This is a genomic window from Leclercia sp. UBA7405, from assembly GCF_037152215.1.
GTDB classification, from domain to species: domain Bacteria; phylum Pseudomonadota; class Gammaproteobacteria; order Enterobacterales; family Enterobacteriaceae; genus Enterobacter; species Enterobacter pneumoniae.
On record NZ_JBBCMR010000004.1, the window covers coordinates 118,147 to 134,723 of the forward strand.

22 protein-coding genes and 1 pseudogene are annotated in these 16,577 nt (G+C 52.8%); 11 read left to right on the forward strand and 12 right to left on the reverse strand.

The features are described from left to right. Positions 1–34 precede the first annotated feature (34 nt). From WFN75_RS18570 to WFN75_RS18580, 3 genes and pseudogenes are all read left to right on the forward strand, one after another. Entirely contained in the window at positions 35–994 is a 960-nt protein-coding gene (locus WFN75_RS18570; protein WP_207292712.1) for a YbgA family protein, read from the forward strand. A gap of 145 nt (positions 995–1,139) precedes the next feature. Continuing rightward, entirely contained in the window at positions 1,140–2,228 is a 1,089-nt protein-coding gene (locus WFN75_RS18575) for an AAA family ATPase (RefSeq protein WP_263617638.1), read from the forward strand. Between the two features lie 248 nt (positions 2,229–2,476). Next, positions 2,477–3,196 (forward strand): annotated as a pseudogene (locus WFN75_RS18580) (IS3 family transposase); the annotation flags it as partial. 79 nt (positions 3,197–3,275) lie between these two features. Here WFN75_RS18580 and WFN75_RS18585 read toward each other — a convergent pair. The 3 genes from WFN75_RS18585 to WFN75_RS18595 form a co-directional block, all read right to left on the reverse strand. Continuing rightward, positions 3,276–3,767: a hypothetical protein gene (locus WFN75_RS18585; RefSeq protein ID WP_336996646.1), complete on the reverse strand. Its 492-nt coding sequence runs from the start codon at positions 3,765–3,767 to the stop codon at positions 3,276–3,278. Between the two features lie 352 nt (positions 3,768–4,119). After that, positions 4,120–4,368, reverse strand: a complete 249-nt coding sequence (locus WFN75_RS18590; protein ID WP_212478194.1) for a hypothetical protein — start codon at positions 4,366–4,368, stop codon at positions 4,120–4,122. Between the two features lie 271 nt (positions 4,369–4,639). Beyond that, positions 4,640–4,972 (reverse strand): hypothetical protein, encoded by a 333-nt coding sequence (locus tag WFN75_RS18595; RefSeq protein ID WP_336996647.1) that lies wholly within the window; start codon positions 4,970–4,972, stop codon positions 4,640–4,642. Between the two features lie 199 nt (positions 4,973–5,171). Between WFN75_RS18595 and WFN75_RS18600 the strand changes: the two genes are divergently transcribed. Further along, positions 5,172–5,474 (forward strand): SymE family type I addiction module toxin, encoded by a 303-nt coding sequence (locus tag WFN75_RS18600; protein ID WP_336996648.1) that lies wholly within the window; start codon positions 5,172–5,174, stop codon positions 5,472–5,474. Positions 5,475–5,516: 42 nt separating this feature from the next. On the opposite strand, the gene WFN75_RS18605 is transcribed toward WFN75_RS18600, so the two are convergent. Beyond that, a complete protein-coding gene (locus WFN75_RS18605) occupies positions 5,517–5,792 on the reverse strand; it encodes a hypothetical protein (RefSeq protein ID WP_212478196.1) in 276 nt (91 codons plus the stop codon). Further along, positions 5,789–6,415 carry an adhesin gene (locus tag WFN75_RS18610; protein ID WP_336996649.1) on the reverse strand — a complete coding sequence of 209 codons (627 nt, stop codon included), beginning with the start codon at positions 6,413–6,415 and terminating at the stop codon, positions 5,789–5,791. The genes WFN75_RS18605 and WFN75_RS18610 overlap by 4 nt, the downstream gene beginning before the upstream one ends. Before the next feature lie 255 nt (positions 6,416–6,670). Between WFN75_RS18610 and WFN75_RS18615 the strand changes: the two genes are divergently transcribed. Further along, positions 6,671–6,916 carry a SymE family type I addiction module toxin gene (locus tag WFN75_RS18615; RefSeq protein WP_072039544.1) on the forward strand — a complete coding sequence of 82 codons (246 nt, stop codon included), beginning with the start codon at positions 6,671–6,673 and terminating at the stop codon, positions 6,914–6,916. Positions 6,917–6,967: 51 nt separating this feature from the next. Here WFN75_RS18615 and WFN75_RS18620 read toward each other — a convergent pair whose 3' ends face one another. The 5 genes from WFN75_RS18620 to WFN75_RS18640 all read right to left on the reverse strand — a co-directional run bounded on the left by WFN75_RS18620 (position 6,968) and on the right by WFN75_RS18640 (position 10,278). Next, positions 6,968–7,246: a YrhB domain-containing protein gene (locus WFN75_RS18620; RefSeq protein ID WP_336996650.1), complete on the reverse strand. Its 279-nt coding sequence runs from the start codon at positions 7,244–7,246 to the stop codon at positions 6,968–6,970. Further along, positions 7,246–7,590, reverse strand: a complete 345-nt coding sequence (locus WFN75_RS18625) for a toxin glutamine deamidase domain-containing protein (RefSeq protein ID WP_336996674.1) — start codon at positions 7,588–7,590, stop codon at positions 7,246–7,248. Before WFN75_RS18625 ends, WFN75_RS18620 begins: the two co-directional genes overlap by 1 nt. A 51-nt stretch (positions 7,591–7,641) precedes the next feature. Beyond that, positions 7,642–8,442 carry a lipoprotein NlpA gene (gene nlpA / locus WFN75_RS18630; protein ID WP_046886327.1) on the reverse strand — a complete coding sequence of 267 codons (801 nt, stop codon included), beginning with the start codon at positions 8,440–8,442 and terminating at the stop codon, positions 7,642–7,644. A gap of 118 nt (positions 8,443–8,560) precedes the next feature. After that, positions 8,561–8,698 (reverse strand): hypothetical protein, encoded by a 138-nt coding sequence (locus WFN75_RS18635; RefSeq protein ID WP_336996651.1) that lies wholly within the window; start codon positions 8,696–8,698, stop codon positions 8,561–8,563. A 92-nt stretch (positions 8,699–8,790) separates the two neighbouring features. Further along, the gene (locus WFN75_RS18640) at positions 8,791–10,278 is read right to left on the reverse strand and encodes an MDR family MFS transporter (RefSeq protein ID WP_336996652.1); all 1,488 of its coding nucleotides are present in this window, start codon (positions 10,276–10,278) and stop codon (positions 8,791–8,793) included. A gap of 78 nt (positions 10,279–10,356) precedes the next feature. Between WFN75_RS18640 and WFN75_RS18645 the strand changes: the two genes are divergently transcribed. Next, positions 10,357–11,004 (forward strand): TetR/AcrR family transcriptional regulator, encoded by a 648-nt coding sequence (locus tag WFN75_RS18645; protein ID WP_212478202.1) that lies wholly within the window; start codon positions 10,357–10,359, stop codon positions 11,002–11,004. On the opposite strand, the gene WFN75_RS18650 is transcribed toward WFN75_RS18645, so the two are convergent. Then, a complete protein-coding gene (locus WFN75_RS18650) occupies positions 11,001–11,417 on the reverse strand; it encodes a GNAT family N-acetyltransferase (protein ID WP_336996653.1) in 417 nt (138 codons plus the stop codon). The two genes, WFN75_RS18645 and WFN75_RS18650, sit on opposite strands and share 4 nt — an antisense overlap. A 221-nt stretch (positions 11,418–11,638) precedes the next feature. Here WFN75_RS18650 and WFN75_RS18655 point away from each other — a divergent pair, with 221 nt between their 5' ends. Further along, positions 11,639–11,935 carry a YicS family protein gene (locus WFN75_RS18655; protein WP_040077784.1) on the forward strand — a complete coding sequence of 99 codons (297 nt, stop codon included), beginning with the start codon at positions 11,639–11,641 and terminating at the stop codon, positions 11,933–11,935. 27 nt (positions 11,936–11,962) lie between these two features. Here WFN75_RS18655 and WFN75_RS18660 read toward each other — a convergent pair whose 3' ends face one another. Then, complete coding sequence (locus tag WFN75_RS18660; protein WP_040077783.1) at positions 11,963–12,916, reverse strand: LacI family DNA-binding transcriptional regulator; 954 nt, start codon at positions 12,914–12,916, stop codon at positions 11,963–11,965. 292 nt (positions 12,917–13,208) lie between these two features. Here WFN75_RS18660 and WFN75_RS18665 point away from each other — a divergent pair, with 292 nt between their 5' ends. The 4 genes from WFN75_RS18665 to WFN75_RS18680 are packed head-to-tail and all read left to right on the forward strand — an operon-like array spanning position 13,209 to position 16,576. After that, complete coding sequence (locus WFN75_RS18665) at positions 13,209–13,523, forward strand: PTS sugar transporter subunit IIB (RefSeq protein ID WP_040077780.1); 315 nt, start codon at positions 13,209–13,211, stop codon at positions 13,521–13,523. A gap of 12 nt (positions 13,524–13,535) precedes the next feature. Further along, positions 13,536–14,861, forward strand: coding sequence for a PTS sugar transporter subunit IIC (locus tag WFN75_RS18670; protein ID WP_040077779.1), 1,326 nt, complete (start codon positions 13,536–13,538; stop codon positions 14,859–14,861). Between the two features lie 17 nt (positions 14,862–14,878). Beyond that, a complete protein-coding gene (locus WFN75_RS18675) occupies positions 14,879–16,267 on the forward strand; it encodes a glycoside hydrolase family 1 protein (RefSeq protein ID WP_336996654.1) in 1,389 nt (462 codons plus the stop codon). A 6-nt stretch (positions 16,268–16,273) separates the two neighbouring features. After that, the gene (locus tag WFN75_RS18680; RefSeq protein ID WP_040077777.1) at positions 16,274–16,576 is read left to right on the forward strand and encodes a PTS lactose/cellobiose transporter subunit IIA; all 303 of its coding nucleotides are present in this window, start codon (positions 16,274–16,276) and stop codon (positions 16,574–16,576) included. Position 16,577 lies beyond the last annotated feature (1 nt).

Below are 16,577 nucleotides of genomic sequence, written 5' to 3' on the forward strand. Positions count from 1 at the left end.
TAAGTTTTAAGAAAGGCTTAGGAGGTAGCACACCATGAATACGAAACCCGTACTCGGAATTAGCGGATGTTTAACCGGGTCCGCCGTGCGCTTCGACGGCGGTCATAAACGCATGGGCTTTGTGATGAACGAGCTGGCCCAGTGGGTAAGCTTTAAACCGGTTTGCCCTGAAATGGCGATTGGCCTGCCGGTACCGCGCCCGGCGCTGAGGCTGGTTCAGACCACCGACGGTGAAACGCGTATGCGTTTTAGCAAGGACAGCACCGAAGACGTATCAGAGAAAATGGCGAGCTTTGCCGCCAGCTACCTGCCGGGTATCAGCGACTTTGCCGGGTTTATCGTCTGCGCCAAATCCCCAAGCTGCGGCATGGAACGCGTACGGTTATACGATGAGCAAGGCAACCGGGGGGCGAAAGCCGGCACCGGGCTGTTCACCGCCGCCCTGATGGAGAAGTATCCATGGCTGCCCGTCGAGGAGGACGGTCGCCTGCACGATCCCGTACTGCGCGAGAACTTTGTCGAGCGGGTCTTTGCCCTGCATGAACTGAATACCCTGCGCGCAAACGGCCTGAGCCGCCGCGCCCTGCTGGATTTTCACAGCCGCTATAAACTGCAGCTGTTGTCCCACCATCAGGCGGGATATCGCGCTATCGGGCCTTTTGTCGCCTCGCTGTATGAGTGGGACGACCTGAACGCCTTTTTCGAGGTTTACCGGGATAAGCTGATGGCGATCCTGAAGCAACCCGCCTCGCGCAAGAATCACACTAACGTGCTGATGCACGTGCAGGGCTATTTCCGTAATCAGCTTAACGCCCGCCAGCGCGACGAGTTACGCGAAGTGATCCTTAACTACCGCGCCGGTCTGTTACCGATCCTCGCCCCGCTGACGCTGTTGAAACATTATCTTGCGGAACACCCACACAGTTATCTGCTGACGCAAAACTACTTTGATCCCTACCCTAATCATTTAGGTTTACGTCTTGCTACTGGCTAAATATCAATGAAGCGAAGGCCCCGTTGACCCGCAGAGGCCCATACTGTACCCCTTTAGACGACACCCTCACTGTCGTCTTTTTTTTGCATTTTGCGCAAGAATACTGGCAATATATACAGGCCTTTTCGCCGCTTCGGGAATGCCCATGATCAAGACGCTGCATATCGAAAACTACCGCTCCATCCGCCGCCTGTCGCTGGATCTGCAGCAGCTTAATATCGTTTTCGGGCCAAACGGCACCGGTAAATCAAACATCTATAAAGCTATCCATCTGATGCACAGCGCGGCGCAGGGGCAGTTTTCTCAGGCGCTGGCGAACGAGGGCGGGATTTTAAAAGTGTTCTGGGCCGGCAAGACGCGCAGCGACCAGCTGCGGCGGATGAATCTGGCGGTAGAGACCGAAACGTACGAATACGAGCTGCAGGTGGGGTTTGTTGAGAGACTGCCGTATCCGTCGCAGTTTCAGCTGGATCCGGTGATAAAAGAGGAGACTATCTGGTTGAGCCAGCAGCACCGCCGCCCCTCGGCGCGGCTGATGCAGCGTAAAAACCAGACTGTGTTCCTGAACAACGTGCATCACGAAAAAGTGACCCACAGCGGCACGCTGTATGAGAATGAGTCGGTGTTTGGTCAACTGGGGGAGCCGCATCTGTACCCTGAGGTATCGCAGATGCGCGAATCGCTACGCAACTGGCGTTTTTATCATGAGTTTTCGGTGGCTTCTGGCTCGGCGATGCGCGCCCCGCAGGTGGGGTTCCGCTCCCCGGTGCTGGCGAGTGACGGCGCAAACCTGGCGGCGGCCTTTCAGACCATTGTGGAGATTGGCGACGAGCTGCTACTGATGCGAATTCTCGATCAGGCCTTCCCCGGCTGCGTGTTTTACAGCGACAACCGCGACGGCCGTTTCCGGATGATGATGCAGCGCGAGGGGCTAAGTCGCCCGCTGGAGCCTGCTGAGTTTTCTGATGGTACGCTACGCTTTCTCTGCCTGGCGGTGGCGCTGCTCAGCCCGCGTCCGCCAGCGTTTATCGCCCTCAACGAACCAGAAAATAGCCTGCACCCGCAGATGCTGCCTGCGCTGGCAAGCCTGATCGCCGAAGCCAGCCGCTATTCGCAGATCTGGCTGACCAGCCACTCGCCAGAACTGGCGACCTTAATTGAGAAGCACCGTTCGTTTTCGCTGTACCAGCTGTCGATGGCGGAGGGCGAGACGCGGATGGAAAGGCTGGGTTAGGAACCTTATTCTCAATAGCGAAATAGCTGCCTTCTGGTCCGTTACTCAGGCGGTTTTTTACGCCTCTTCCGCTCATCAAGGAGGGCGAATAACCACGATCTGAAGGCTGCCGCGGTTGCTGCAATCGCACTTACGACAGCCACCTGCTTAATATCTGCCCGTTCAATCACAACCTCATGGTGGATAATGAATTTAATGGCAATCAGGGCCAGAGAGAAAAATATCAGGCAGCAAATAAATAAGTAGACAAACAGTTCTGGCTTGAGTCTGGCTGCGTCTATGGTTATCGCAAGATCCCTCTCGATCTGCGTGATACCGGGCAACAGTGCGGAGTGAACCGGGTCTGGCGGCTGATGAAGCGTGCCGGAATAAAAGCTCAGGTTGGGTACTGTAGCCCACGGGCATGTAAAGGCGAAGCCAGCATCGTGTCGCCCAACAGGCTCCAGCGACAGTTCATTCCGGATGCTCCAGATGAGCGTTGGGTAACGGACATAACCTACATCAGGACCCACGAAGGCTGGCGGTATCTGGCCGTGGTTGTTGGCCTGTTCTCACGTAAGGTTATCGGCTGGTCAATGCAACCCCGCATGATCAAAGAGATTGTCCTGAACGCATTACTTATGGCGGTATGGAGGCAAAATTCTCAAAAACAGGTATTGGTTCACTCTGATCTGGGCTGTCAGTACACGAGCCATGAGTGGCAGTCGTTCCTGAAATCACATGATCTGGAGGGCAGCATAAGTTGTCGCGGTAACTGCCACGACAATGCGGTTGCGGAAAACTTTTTCCTGCTACTGAAACGCGAACGGATTAAGAAAAAGATCTACGAAACAAGGGACGAAGCCAGAAGCGATATTTTTGATTACATCGAAATGATTTATAACAGTAAGCGTCGGCATGGTTCGAGCGAGCAGATGCCACCGGCTGAATATAAAAACCTATATTACCAACGGCTCAGAAGTGTCTAAATTATCCGTGGCGATTCAGGCCCTCTCCCACATCATTGCTATCTCACTCGCGAGGTAGCGGAAATGGTTAACATTCAAACTATCGTTCTTTTCTTAGAATCGATTGGTAATTTCCAAATGCAGGGAAATTTTCATAATTCCCGGAAACATCCACTTTTGTTTCACTTTCATCCAAAAGATGTGGGTTAAAACGTTCTTCTCTGATAACGGTATGACCATCTTCTTTAAAAAGATAAGTCGTACTATTAGAAACATTCATAAAACCAGCGCCTTCACCTTCGCTCTCGGCAAACTCTCGGTGAACTGCCATTGAAAGAAAAAGTCGCTCATTATTCAGAACTTTAAAGCTATAAAGAAGATATTCTCTTAGTTCTTCATCTAAAAAACCGACACTAATCCAGCCAGCATTTTTTGTGACCTGAATAACATGTGATGGTTTTACATCAGAACCGATAAGTGCAGTATATGGCATCCCGCGAGAATGCTTTTTTTTGGCTTCATTCTCGCTCAGAGGATTCATTGGTTCTTTATAACCAACGGACCATTTTTTACAATAAAAAACCTTGTCCATTATTTGTAAACCTTCCCATTAGTATCTCGGATAATGACATCAGCTTGCTTAGCCGCATTAATAACTGATTGTGGAATTGGTTTCATCTGAGGTGGAACCTCCAGGATGTTACTCCCTTCCATCTGGCTTCCAGCCAACTTACCACTGGAAGGAACATTTGCGATTGTAGCGCCGGCACCATCATATCAGCCACGTACAGCAGAACCTACCACACAACGCCCGGAAGCGTCTGTATGTGACTGATAGTTTGTGGTTATCAGGGCAGCGCCCTGACGAGATTGTTTTGTCTGCTGGCAAAGGGATTCAGGGCAAAAAATCCCGCCAGCTATGGGCGGGACCAATTACCATACAACTATATCAAGCCAAGTGATTCAGGAAGCTCTTTTATATAGATTGCATGATCTCCTTGATATTCTTTTGATATCAGGTCAAAAGCATTTGCTACTTTCATTTTATCATCAAGACTTAAAAGTTGTAGTTCAGCCGCAATACTTTCCATCATTCCTACTGCAATATCAGGATCTAAAGACTCTTCATCAGAGAACTCAAGAAAAATAGCCATGTCAGCTATTATCTTCACCAAGCGAGCATCACTATTCATGGACAATTTTCACCTCTATATTTTTGATACCTAATTCATCAAACATTTTTTGAGCTCGATTAGCCTGAGCTTAATTTGGGACTTCCCAACGTCCAGTTATTCCATTACTTTTCAAGGCCTCAGACTGCCTTATCGCCTGAATTTTAGCTTTTGGTGTTGTTACAACTGATATTTTTCTGACAATCACAACATTACCATCAACACCATCAAATCGAACTGGTCTGTTTTTTCCAGCGTCATCAATTCGATCGATCGTTGGAGCCTGTCCTTTTTAGGTGTCAATATTTGAACGAGCACCAGAAGCAGAATCATTATAGTCTCCAGCTCTTGAACTCATTCCGGCATTTTCATCAACCCATTTAACGTTTATCTCATGGCTGGCATCATTAATGAGCTTGGATGCTTGCTCAAGGTCGCCAGCGACATCACCAACCAACGGTACTAACCCGATGGTTGCCGCAAGGTAATCAATCGCACTCTGCGCTTCCGCAAAACTCTTGATATCCCCGACCACAGGCACAAAATCTACACCCAGTGAAACCGAGCCTTTCAACGCTTCACGCCGTTTAGTGTACATCTGTACCGAACAAGCTTCAGCGCTCATTCCGGCACAGTTTTCCTGCTTATAGCGTTCGTTTTCGGTTTTAGGTGCTCTTCGGCTTTTTGCTCCTGCGTCTTACCTTCAGACTGTGCCTGCGCAATATCACTGAGCGCATTATTCTCAACAACAACTAGTCAGAGGTCGTCATTATGGCTAGACGCGATTCTACGTCACAGAGAACCTTTCCAAAGCGCAGCGGCGGATGAAGATCGGTTATGTCAGCATCCGGCATTTTTATCACCACAACCTCCTGGCCACCTGGTATTCCCGCAGCCCCAGCCTGCGCCTGAATGGCAACTGGCTGGCAGAAGCGGGGTTTACTACCGATACACTGGTGGATATCCGGGTGATGCCCGGCTGTCTGGTCATCACCACGCTCCCCACGGAGAGCCCACTGATGAAGGTACTGACCCGGACCAGCACCTGCCTGCCCGCGAAGGAGCAGCAACAGGTGCTGGCGTTCCTTGAAGGCGTGAACGCCAGACTGGCCCTTGAGAAAGGCTGACGGGTAAAAGGAAGATCCCGGCTCTGGGGCCGGGATTGTGGTTCAGGGTTTTGGATCTGAAGGTGGGGGAGATTTTCGGGCTTTGCGTTCGTCCAGCCAGGCAAAAAGCCATGTTCTTGAACCCGCAGCAAGCCCAACGATTCCACTGATCACAAGTAAATCAGTAACATTTTTTTTAGTAAAAACAAAACCGCTTTCATACCAAATTCTAATCGCACAATCAGCAATAAAAGCAAATACCAAAAATGCCACGAAATAATACGCAGTACTTGCCAGAAACATCCATAAAGACGGTTTTGTCATTTTCTTAATCTTCATTCCTTCTTCCCTGCATCTTTCACTTTGTTGCTGATAAATTCACCGCCAAAAGCACCAAAAATATAGTTAACTTCGCTTGAGAATGGACCAAATTTTCCAAATGTACCACCTGACCATGCACCGAGTCCGGCTCCCGCGATAGCTGCGCCATTTGGTCCGTCTGTAAATACTGCCCCGCCCATTGCAATACCCGTATTTACCCATATACCGCGGCCCGGAGCCAGTGTCCCCATATTGAATGAGGTGGCACTTCCCAGGTAATCCCACGATTTACTTTCATTTCCCGGCTTGCTCAGATCATAGTATTGATAGCCACCGTTAGCGGTCAGACCAAGGATCCCACCACCAATAACCTTACCCGCCGTTGCTGCCGGACCCAGATACCAGGCCCTGTCAATGGACACAAGGTTACTCACCAGCCGCTTTTCGTCCGCCGTCAGCTGGCTGACGTCTTTGCCATACAGCGCGCTGACCAGCCGTTCAGAGAGCAGCGAGGCCGTCACTGCCCCCGCGGCCCCGGCCTTCAGCCCATCAGCGCCGTTGCCGCCTGCAAGCTGCGTCAGAGCAGCCGCCACGACGCCGTGCAGTGCTGCGCGGGCAGCATCGTTTTCAACATTTTTCACCAGCGAGGCGAGCAGGAGAGCAGCACCGCAGCGGTGCCAGTCTGCGTGTTGCCGCCGCGCTGACCTTCGTCCAGAAAGCGCTCTCCGGACCGTAGTCGGGGCTGCTGTACTCCGCCTGGCTGCGGATAACCTCCTCCCGCAGGGAGGCAGTCAGGCCATTAAGCTTCCCTTCTAAGGCGGCCGGGTTCAGGGCAAAATATTTTCAGAGTTCAAAACGGATGAGCTACGGCCTGATACGAACAGAATGCGATATTTTTGTGCGGCGAGTGGATAGCGCAGGCGGGATTTATCGACGGGATGCCGCTAAAAATACGGGTGATGCCGGATTGTATCGTTATCACCATCCAGAACACCCGCAAGCTGTACGGCTGCGCCGAGGGCTTAAGCGTCGCTCCCACCAACCGCAGAAAGATGGAACAGTGGATTGGGGCGTTTCCGGGCGCGCTGAACGACACCGGCGATCTGCCGGTGTACAGTCGCGGGAACGGACATTTTGGGTAAAGGTGATGGCTGATAAGACGATTCCGGCCATTCAGGCCGGAATCTAAGATTTTAATTTAACTTATTTTTCTCTTCTTCATATTCCTGCAAATATGCTTCGAGGGGCTGCGCTGTTCCCAATGTGTAAATTTCACCATTATCTTTATCTATTATAAATGGTGCATTACCTGCCAATAATGCACTACCATTGCCAGTTTCCAGGTATTCTCTTGATTCAAAACAAAAGAACCACCCTTCAGAAAAACGGCCCTGAACGGTAATAACTACAGGAATATCTGTATTGCTAAGATATTCATGTGCTTTTTTTATTGCATCATCGAAAGTCATCATTAATTCGTTCTCAATATTTTAAATGATTTAAACTGACTTACATCGGCTACTTTTCCTGTTTGCCCATCAAGGAATCTGATTGTCCCATTTTGATTCACTACATTAAATACGTGCCCCGGCTGGCCGATACCATAAGAACCATACACTATTCCTCTCGCGCCTGAACCTGCATCAATCATTTGTTGAGTAATACTCTCTGTACCTGATGCAAACTTAAATTTAGTACCATAATGATTTTCTAATACTGATAACGGAATACCATTTTTATGGTTTACAGGTAAGGCAGAATCTTCAGGAGGAGAGTAAAATCCCCCTCCTGAATTATTCAGATTCGCTTTATTGATACTTTAGTCATGCTAACACCCGCAAAATTCAGAAGCGGGTTATTCACACGATTACCAGCCGGGCACTGCGCCGCCATTAAAGATCTTCTCCGCCGCTTTCGCCACCTCCGGCGACTGGTAAGCGTGGATAAACGCTTTGACGTTCTCGGCGTCTTTATTGTCTTCCCGTGCGACCACGATATTCACATAGGGCGAGTTTTTGTCTTCAATAAATATCCCATCATGCACCGGCGACAGCCCGGTTTGTTGCAGATAGGTGGTGCTGATAATGGCCACATCGACTTTTGGATCATCCAGCACGCGCGGCAGTTGCGCCCCTTCCAGCTCCATGATGTTCAGCTTCTTCGGGTTAGCCGTGATGTCCAGCGCGGTGGGCAGCAGGCCGATGTCCGGTTTAAGGGTAATCAGCTTCTCTTTTTGCAGCAGCAACAGGGCACGCCCCAGGTTGGTTGGGTCGTTGGGAATCGCGATGGTGGCGCCATCTTTCAGTTCAGCCACCGATGTGATCTTGCGGGAATAGCCTGCCATCGGGAAGACAAAGGTATTTCCCACCGCCACCAGCTTATAACCGTGCGCTTTATTATCTTCCGCAAGGAACGGACGATGCTGGAAGACATTGGCATCCAGCTCGCCGTGGTCAGTTGCATCGTTCGGCAGCAGCGAGCCGCTAAAGCCGACCAGCTCCACATCCAGGCCGTATTTCTCTTTCGCCACCTTTTTGGCGACCTCTGCCACTTCCTGCTCGGCGCCGTTAATCACGCCGACTTTAATGTGTTTAGCATTACTGCCACCCTGATCGCAGCCCGCCAGCAGCAGGCCCGCAAGAAGAAGTGCACCCAATCGACGTTTCACCAGCCGGTTCCTTTTGATAAATGTTTACCCGACTATATCGGTAACCCAGCGGCAGGCTAAAAAACGAAAAGGAATCAAACAGAAGAAAAAGATATATGCCGCTCAGCGGTGCTTTTTCTCATGGCAAGCAGCCACGCTTTGCGGGCAACGCCAGCGCCTGGTAATGCGATGTCTCACCGTAGCCGACGCGGGCAATCCCTTGCCAGACGGCCTGCTGAAACAGGCTGCCCGGCGTATCCAGGGTCGTAAAGTTCATGGGTCTCTCCGGTTGTGAGCAGTGAGTCCAGAGTGGCGTTTTCACCTCTGTGCTCACAACCGAAAAATGGACGACCATTTTTTTGCGCTCGCTTACGCCTGACTTTTGCGTAACGGCGCTTCGCGCAAGAACCATGACAGCACAAACGCCAGCACCATAATCCCTGCCGCCATGATAAATACCGCGTGAATGGCGGAGCCAAAGGCATCCAGATAGTCCGCCCTGAGGGCATCCGGCAGATGGTGGATAGCGTCAGGATCCAGCCCTCGCGGCAGTTCACTGCCTTCGGGGATGCGTGCCATTAGCCCTGATTGCAGTTGATGGGTAAATACCGCGCCAAACAGCGCCACACCAATCGCCCCGCCGATGGAGCGGAACAAGGTGACGCCCGACGTCGCCACACCGTACTGGCTGGACGAGACGCTGTTCTGCACCGCCAGCACCAACACCTGCATCACCAGCCCCAGACCCATCCCCAGCACGCCGGTGAAGAGGTACAGCTGCCAGGTGGGGGAGTCGATGGTGATCCCCGTGAGCAGCGCCATACCGATCACCCCCAGCAGGGTACCGAGGATCGGGAACAGGCGGTACTTGCCGGTACGGCTGATAATGCGCCCGCTGATGATGGAGGTCAGCAGCAGACCGCCCATCAGCGGGATCAGCTGTAATCCGGCCTGGGTTGGCGTGGCCTCTTTCACAATTTGCAGATACAGCGGCAGGAAGGTCACTGACCCGAACAGCGACATCCCGATGATAAAGCCAATCAGGCTACACAGCAGGAAGCTGCGATCGCGAAAGAGCGAGAGCGGGATAATCGGCTCCCAGGCCAGACGCTCTTCATAGATAAATCCGGCAATCCCCGTCAGGCCGAAGGCCAGAATGCACCACAGCTGTGGGTCGCTCCAGGAGCGTACCGTCCCCCCTTCGCTGGTGAAGAGAATGATACAGAGCAGCGCCATGCTGAGGTAAATCGCCCCGAGATAGTCGATTTCATGTTTGTTTCGTTTGGTATTGCTGTGGAACACCGCGCCGATCACCAGCAGGGCAAACAGCCCCAGCGGCAGATTAATGTAGAAGATCCAGCGCCACGAGGCATGCTGCACGATAAACCCACCGATCAGCGGCCCAATCACCGTTGCCAGCCCAAATACGCCGCCGAAGAGCCCCTGATAGCGGCCACGCTCGGCAGGCGGGATCACATCGGCCACCGCCGCCATGCTGATCACCATCAGTCCGCCGCCGCCCAGCCCCTGCAGGGCACGCATCAGTACCAGTTGCGTCATGTTTTGCGCCAGTCCGCACAGGGCCGAGCCCAGCAGGAAGAGCACAATCGCAATCTGCAGTACGATTTTTCGGCCAAACAGATCGCCGAACTTGCCATACAGCGGCACCACGATGGTGGAGCTCAGAATGTAGGCCGTCACAACCCAGGAGAGTTTATCCAGCCCGCCCAGCTCACCCACGATAGTGGGTAGCGCCGTGGAGACGATGGTCTGATCGAGGGCAGACAGCAGCATCACCAGCAGTAGTGCGCTGAACAAGAGCTTTATCGAAGGGGGCTTTTGCGCGTCAGGCATCATAAGAGACCGCTTGAAATTAATTAATGAGATAATTAATATTCAATGAAGTTATGAATACGGTCAAGGGATCGCTCCAGCATGTCAGCACATAAAGATAATTCTGAACCGCGCCGCCCCGGTCGCCCTCGCGGGGGCAAACGCGCCACCACCAGCCGCGAGCAGTTGCTGGACATTGCGCTGGATCTCTTTTCTCGTCAGGGGATCGCCAACACCTCTTTAAACGCCATCGCCAAAGAGGCGGGCGTAACGCCGGCGATGCTGCATTACTATTTTAACTCACGCGAACAGCTGCTGGATGCCATGATCGAGGAGCGTTTTCTGCCGCTGCGCAGCACCATCGCCGCCACCTTTAGCGCCCATCCCGACGATCCGGTGGCTTCTCTGACCCTGATGGTCCAAACGCTGGCGAGCCTCGCCGGGCAGCATCACTGGTTTGCGCCGCTGTGGATGCAGGAGGTGATCGGTGAAATGCCGGTCTTACGCGCCCATTTGCGAAATCGGGTGGGTGAAGATAACTACTCCGTGACGCTTGCCACGCTGAAGCGCTGGCAGCAGGAGGGGAAACTGAACCGCGAGCTGGCTCCGGAGCTGCTGTTTACCACGCTGCTAAGCCTGGTGCTGGTGCCCTTCGCGAGAAGGCGTAATGACGAGAGGCTAAGCGCTCTCTCGTCTGCACAGATTGTGGGCCACGCCTTAGCGGTGATGGGCCAGGGCATTGGCGCTTAAAGCGCTTTGGTCAGATAGTGGCGCTGCATCCCCTGGTTCGGGAAATCGGGCAACGTCATCTGGAGTTGATAACCCAGCTTTTCGTAGAAGGGCCGCGCCTGGAAACTGACGGTATCCACCAGCGCATTCAGGCACCCTTTGCGCTTCGCCTCTTCTTCGGCGGCCAGCATGATCTGGCTGCCTACACCACTGCCACGCACCGCGCTGCTCACCCACACATAGCTGATATCCAGCCACTCCCCTTTGCGACGCCCTATAACCCCGCCAATGAGGGTACCGTCGTCATCGCGGGCAAAGACCGCCAGATCGCCCCAGGTGCGGGTATCGACAAACTGCTCGTTATAGGCGCGCAGCCCGGTTAATAACGCTTCCTGATCCTCGGCAGTGATGGTATCGACAATGTCTAGCTGCATCCTGTTTTCCCTCATTTTTTTATCGTTACCCTAAGTTCGCGCAACGGCAGAAAGGAGACAATAAATTTTTGTTGGCGCCCAAGAATTTGGCAAAAAGTGCGGCTACGCTTTTAACGTTTAGTCGCCGGAATGCGCAAATTCATACTTTCCACCTGGATCGCATCGGCGAATGTAACGATATATTTCAAATGGAATGCCGTGGTTATCAACCGGAGGTCAACATGAAGTCAGCACACCTGTTTTGCCTGATAGTCTGTCTGCTTTTTGCCGCCTTCGCCCATGCGCAAGACAACGACGATCCCGCCAAACTCGAACAGAAAAAACAGCTGATTTTGAAAGATGTGAAAAAAGCCTGCGCCCCGCAGCGTAAACAGTCTGACTCGGAGTGGCAGGCGATGATTATGTCTTCAGAGGCGAATAAGCTTTTGATGCGCAACGCCATGCTGGCGGTAGATCGTAACAACCAGGAGGCCTACTGGGACGCCGTCAGCCGCATGGACTGCATGGAGGATTATTAAGCGTGAAGCGGGCTTCACGCTTGCTGATTAACGTTTACGTATTTCAGGAATAATTAAATCGCCCCGCAGAACCCAGGATTCCAGCATCTGGGTTTTTTCGTTCAGCCAGCTCACAATGCGTGCAGCCATCGCATCCATCGAGTATTCAATCGCCGGAATGGTTGGGATACCCGGTAAATGCAGGGAGCCGGCCAGACTGAAGACCATAATGTCACCCGGTACGGACTTGTTAAATGCCTGCAGCTGCGGGATCACCCGCTGCGCCTCTTGCTCATCAGCAACCAGTAAGGCGTTGAAGTTCAGCGTGCTCGCATTGTTCAGCAACTCCTGCAGCGCCACGGATGACGAGGTGGCCTCCATAAAGACCAGGTTGCGATTAAAGGGCAGGAAATTTTTCTCCAGCGCGTGCTTGTAGCCCAGCAGCACCTGATCGGCAAAGCCGCTACCCTGCGGATGGATCAGCGCTATCTGGCGGCGCCCCTGGCTGGTGAGGAAATTACAGGCGGTTTCTGCGGCGAACGCGTGATCGAACTGAATGCTGTTGACGTTATCCGCCGCCTGCATGCAGTCCACCAGAATGACATTTTCCTGATCGACACTCAGCGGAAAACGGGCGCCAATAATGAGAATGTCGTCGCACAACCCACACGAAAGCTCTTCAAGTGCGTTCATCACCTCGGCTTTGGTGTTGGCAAAACGCAACAGCAGATGCTTTTGATGCTGACTAAGCTGTTTTTCCAGCGCGTACAGGTAACCAGTGCTCTGGTTGATATTATCCTGCGCACAGATCACCCCGATACAGCCGGTTGACTGGCTCAGCAGCGACTGCGCAATCACATTGGGTCGATAGTTCAGCTCATCCACCGCTTTCAAAACGGCCTGACGGCTGGCTTCCTTTACACCGCGCGACCCGCTCAACACCCGTGATACCGTGGCTTTGGACACCCCGGCCAAACGTGATACATCGTTGATTGTAGACATCTTTCTCCCCTGACAGGACGGCCCCGCCCTGCAAATTCCATTACCGCATTGGCTCACATTTTGGCCAAAAAGAAGTATATCCGTTTCCGTTTTCTATGGAAACCGATTTTCCGTTTCCACTCATTTTGATGCAAAACACGCCAAATAGTGTGACATCGATCGTGATAATTAGCGCCATAAGTAACGGATATTGATAGCTGTCACACTTCTGTCTTTTATAAATGGAAACCGGTTTCCGCATGATGTCCAATCAGACCCGCAATAACTTTTTACATTTAGAGGATGGTCGTCGATGTTCAAGATAATGCTGTGTTGTTCTGCCGGAATGTCCACCAGCCTGCTGGTCAGGAAAATGGTTGAAGCGGCGGATGAGCGAGGTCTGCCGGTGAAGATTGATGCGTATGGCGTGGCCGAATTTGATACGCAGTTTCCGCAATACCAGGTGGTACTTCTCGGACCACAAGTGAAATACATGATAAAGACGCTGTCAGACAAGGCTGCTACGCAAGGCATTCCGGTGCAGGCCATCGATATGATGGACTACGGCATGCAGCGTGGTGATAAGGTGCTGGATTACGCTCTGTCGCTCATTGAAGCGGCACACTAAGAAGGTGTTCTCATGAGTTCGTTATATCAGTCTATGGTTGCCGTCATTGAGCAGTCCATTACCCCGCTGGCGGCGAAGCTTGGCCAGCAGAAGTATGTGATTGCCATCCGCGACGGCTTTACCGCCGCGCTGCCGTTCATGATCATCGGCTCGTTTATGCTGGTGTTTATCTTCCCGCCGTTCTCAGCGGACACCACCAACAGCTTTGCCCGTGGCTGGCTGGATTTCTCCCAGACCTACCGCGAACAGCTGATGCTGCCCTTCAACCTCAGCATGGGCGTAATGACTTTCTTTATCTCGGTGGGTATCGGCGCAAGTCTGGGTCGTCAGTTTAACCTCGACCCGGTGATGTCTGGCCTGCTGGCGTTTATGGCATTCTTGCTGGTGGCTGCGCCCTATGCCGATGGCAAAATCTCCACCCAGTATCTGTCGGGCCAGGGGATTTTCACCGCGCTGATCACCGCCATCTACTCCACCCGCGTCTATGCGTGGCTGAAGCAGAACAACGTCACCATCCGCCTGCCAAAAGAGGTGCCGACCGGGGTGGCCCGTTCGTTTGAGATCCTGATCCCGGTGATGGTGGTGATCGGTACGCTGCACCCGCTGAACCTGTTCATTGAAGCGCAGACCGGCATGATCATTCCCCAGGCGATTATGCACCTGCTGGAACCGCTGGTTTCGGCGTCTGACTCTTTGCCTGCCATTCTGCTCTCTGTGCTGCTGTGCCAGATCTTCTGGTTCGCGGGCATCCACGGCTCGCTGATTGTGACTGGCATCATGAACCCGTTCTGGATGGCAAACCTCTCTGCAAACCAGGCCGCACTGGCCGCAGGGGCTGCCCTGCCGCACGTATACCTGCAGGGCTTCTGGGATCACTACCTGCTGATTGGCGGCGTCGGTTCTACCCTTCCGCTGGCGTTCCTGCTGCTGCGCAGCCGCGTCACCCATCTGCGTACCATTGGCAAAATGGGCGTGGTGCCAAGCTTCTTTAACATCAACGAACCGATCCTGTTCGGTGCGCCGATCATCATGAACCCGATGCTGTTTATCCCGTTCGTGTTTGTGCCGCTGGTGAATGCGTGTCTGGCCTACGGTGCTACTAAGCTCGGCTGGCTGGCGCAGGTGGTGTCGTTAACCCCATGGACCACGCCGGCACCGATTGGCGCCTCATGGGCGGCCAACTGGGCATTGAGCCCGGTGGTGATGTGCGTGGTGTGCATGGTGATGTCGGCGCTGATGTACCTGCCTTTCCTGCGCGCTTATGAGCGTACGTTGGTGAAAAACGAAGAGCAAAAAGCCCAGGCGGCTGTTGTAGGCGCTGAGCCGGCCAGTAACTAAGTTAAAGAGGAAGCATTATGAACTACTCATTTCCCGAGAACTTTTGGTGGGGTAGCGCAAGCTCCGCGCTGCAAACCGAAGGGGAGAGCCAGGGCGGCGGCAAGGGATTGACCACCTGGGATCACTGGTTTAGCCAGCAACCAAACCGTTTCCATCAGGGGATAGGGCCGCAACAGACATCGACCTTTTACCAGAACTGGAAAGCGGATATTCAGCTGCTGAAAACGCTGAACCACAACAGCTTTCGCACCTCGATTAGCTGGGCGCGTTTGATCCCCGATGGCATCGGTGAAGTGAATCCTGAGGCGGTCACGTTTTACAATCAGGTGATCGATGAACTGATTGAGCAGGGCATCACGCCGTTTATCTGCCTGTTCCACTTCGATATGCCGATGGCGATGCAGGAGATTGGCGGCTGGGAGAACCGCGATGTGGTGGCCGCCTATGGCCGCTATGCGCAGACCTGTTTCAAACTGTTTGGCGACCGGGTGTTGCACTGGTTTACCTTCAACGAGCCGATTGTGCCGGTTGAAGGGGGCTATCTGTACGATTTCCACTATCCCAACGTGGTGGATTTCCGTCGTGCGGCGACCGTGGCGTATCACACCGTGCTGGCCCACGCCCACGCGGTGCGCGCCTTCCGCGCCGGAAACCATGCCGGTGAGATTGGGATCGTACTCAACCTGACCCCGTCATATCCCCGTTCGCAGCATCCGGCGGATGTGAAAGCGGCGCATATTGCCGACCTGATGTTTAACCGGAGCTTCCTCGACCCGGTGCTGCGCGGGAAATACCCGGCCGACCTGGTGGCGCTGCTGAAGTCTTACGATCAGCTGCCTGCCTGCCAGCCTGAGGACAGCAATCTGATTGCCGACGGGCGTATCGATCTGCTGGGCATTAACTACTATCAACCGCGTCGCGTGAAGTGTCGTGACAGTGCGGTGAACCCTCAGGCGCCGTTTATGCCGGAGTGGTTCTTTGATAACTACGAAATGCCCGGTCGGAAGATGAACCCGTATCGCGGTTGGGAAATCTATGAGCCGGGTATTTACGATATTCTCGTTAATCTGCGTGATAATTATGACAACCCGCGCTGCTTTATTTCGGAAAACGGCATGGGCGTAGAAAACGAGCAACGATTTATCGAAGCCGGACAAATAAACGACCAGTATCGAATCGAATTTATTTCCGAACATCTTAAATGGCTGCATAAAGGCATTAGCGAAGGGGCAAACTGCCTTGGTTACCATATGTGGACATTTATCGATAACTGGTCATGGTGCAATGCGTATAAAAACCGCTACGGCTTTATTCAGCTGGATTTAACGACGCAGCAACGCACGATAAAGAAAAGTGGAGAGTGGTTTGCCGTTACCTCTCTGAATAATGGTTTTGAAAAAGAGTAATCACTCATGATCGCATTAGAAGAAGCCGTAATGGAAATTATCGTTAACGCCGGTCAGTCGCGCAGCCTGTGCTTTGAAGCGCTGCACGCCGCGCGTAATGGCGATATTGATGAAGCCAAAAGCCTGCTGCGCGAAGCCGATGGCTACGCGCGTCAGGCGCACCATATGCAGACCAAACTCATTGAGCAGGATGCAGGCGAAGCCCGTCAGCCGATGACGTTAATTATGGTGCATGCCCAGGATCATTTAATGAACTCGCTACTGGCGCGTGAATTATCCGAAGAAATTATTCATTTATATCAGAGATAAT

Bases quoted from the DNA above. Each gene is read 5' to 3' on its own strand.
- WFN75_RS18570 (WP_207292712.1), top strand. From the start codon at position 35: ATGAATACGAAACCCGTACTCGGAATTAGCGGATGTTTAACCGGGTCC.
- WFN75_RS18575 (WP_263617638.1), top strand. From the start codon at position 1,140: ATGATCAAGACGCTGCATATCGAAAACTACCGCTCCATCCGCCGCCTG.
- WFN75_RS18585 (WP_336996646.1), bottom strand. From the start codon at position 3,767: ATGGACAAGGTTTTTTATTGTAAAAAATGGTCCGTTGGTTATAAAGAA.
- WFN75_RS18590 (WP_212478194.1), bottom strand. From the start codon at position 4,368: ATGAATAGTGATGCTCGCTTGGTGAAGATAATAGCTGACATGGCTATT.
- WFN75_RS18595 (WP_336996647.1), bottom strand. From the start codon at position 4,972: ATGAGCGCTGAAGCTTGTTCGGTACAGATGTACACTAAACGGCGTGAA.
- WFN75_RS18600 (WP_336996648.1), top strand. From the start codon at position 5,172: ATGAAGATCGGTTATGTCAGCATCCGGCATTTTTATCACCACAACCTC.
- WFN75_RS18605 (WP_212478196.1), bottom strand. From the start codon at position 5,792: ATGAAGATTAAGAAAATGACAAAACCGTCTTTATGGATGTTTCTGGCA.
- WFN75_RS18620 (WP_336996650.1), bottom strand. From the start codon at position 7,246: ATGATGACTTTCGATGATGCAATAAAAAAAGCACATGAATATCTTAGC.
- WFN75_RS18635 (WP_336996651.1), bottom strand. From the start codon at position 8,698: ATGAACTTTACGACCCTGGATACGCCGGGCAGCCTGTTTCAGCAGGCC.
- WFN75_RS18640 (WP_336996652.1), bottom strand. From the start codon at position 10,278: ATGATGCCTGACGCGCAAAAGCCCCCTTCGATAAAGCTCTTGTTCAGC.
- WFN75_RS18645 (WP_212478202.1), top strand. From the start codon at position 10,357: ATGTCAGCACATAAAGATAATTCTGAACCGCGCCGCCCCGGTCGCCCT.
- WFN75_RS18650 (WP_336996653.1), bottom strand. From the start codon at position 11,417: ATGCAGCTAGACATTGTCGATACCATCACTGCCGAGGATCAGGAAGCG.
- WFN75_RS18655 (WP_040077784.1), top strand. From the start codon at position 11,639: ATGAAGTCAGCACACCTGTTTTGCCTGATAGTCTGTCTGCTTTTTGCC.
- WFN75_RS18660 (WP_040077783.1), bottom strand. From the start codon at position 12,916: ATGTCTACAATCAACGATGTATCACGTTTGGCCGGGGTGTCCAAAGCC.
- WFN75_RS18665 (WP_040077780.1), top strand. From the start codon at position 13,209: ATGTTCAAGATAATGCTGTGTTGTTCTGCCGGAATGTCCACCAGCCTG.
- WFN75_RS18670 (WP_040077779.1), top strand. From the start codon at position 13,536: ATGAGTTCGTTATATCAGTCTATGGTTGCCGTCATTGAGCAGTCCATT.
- WFN75_RS18675 (WP_336996654.1), top strand. From the start codon at position 14,879: ATGAACTACTCATTTCCCGAGAACTTTTGGTGGGGTAGCGCAAGCTCC.
- WFN75_RS18680 (WP_040077777.1), top strand. From the start codon at position 16,274: ATGATCGCATTAGAAGAAGCCGTAATGGAAATTATCGTTAACGCCGGT.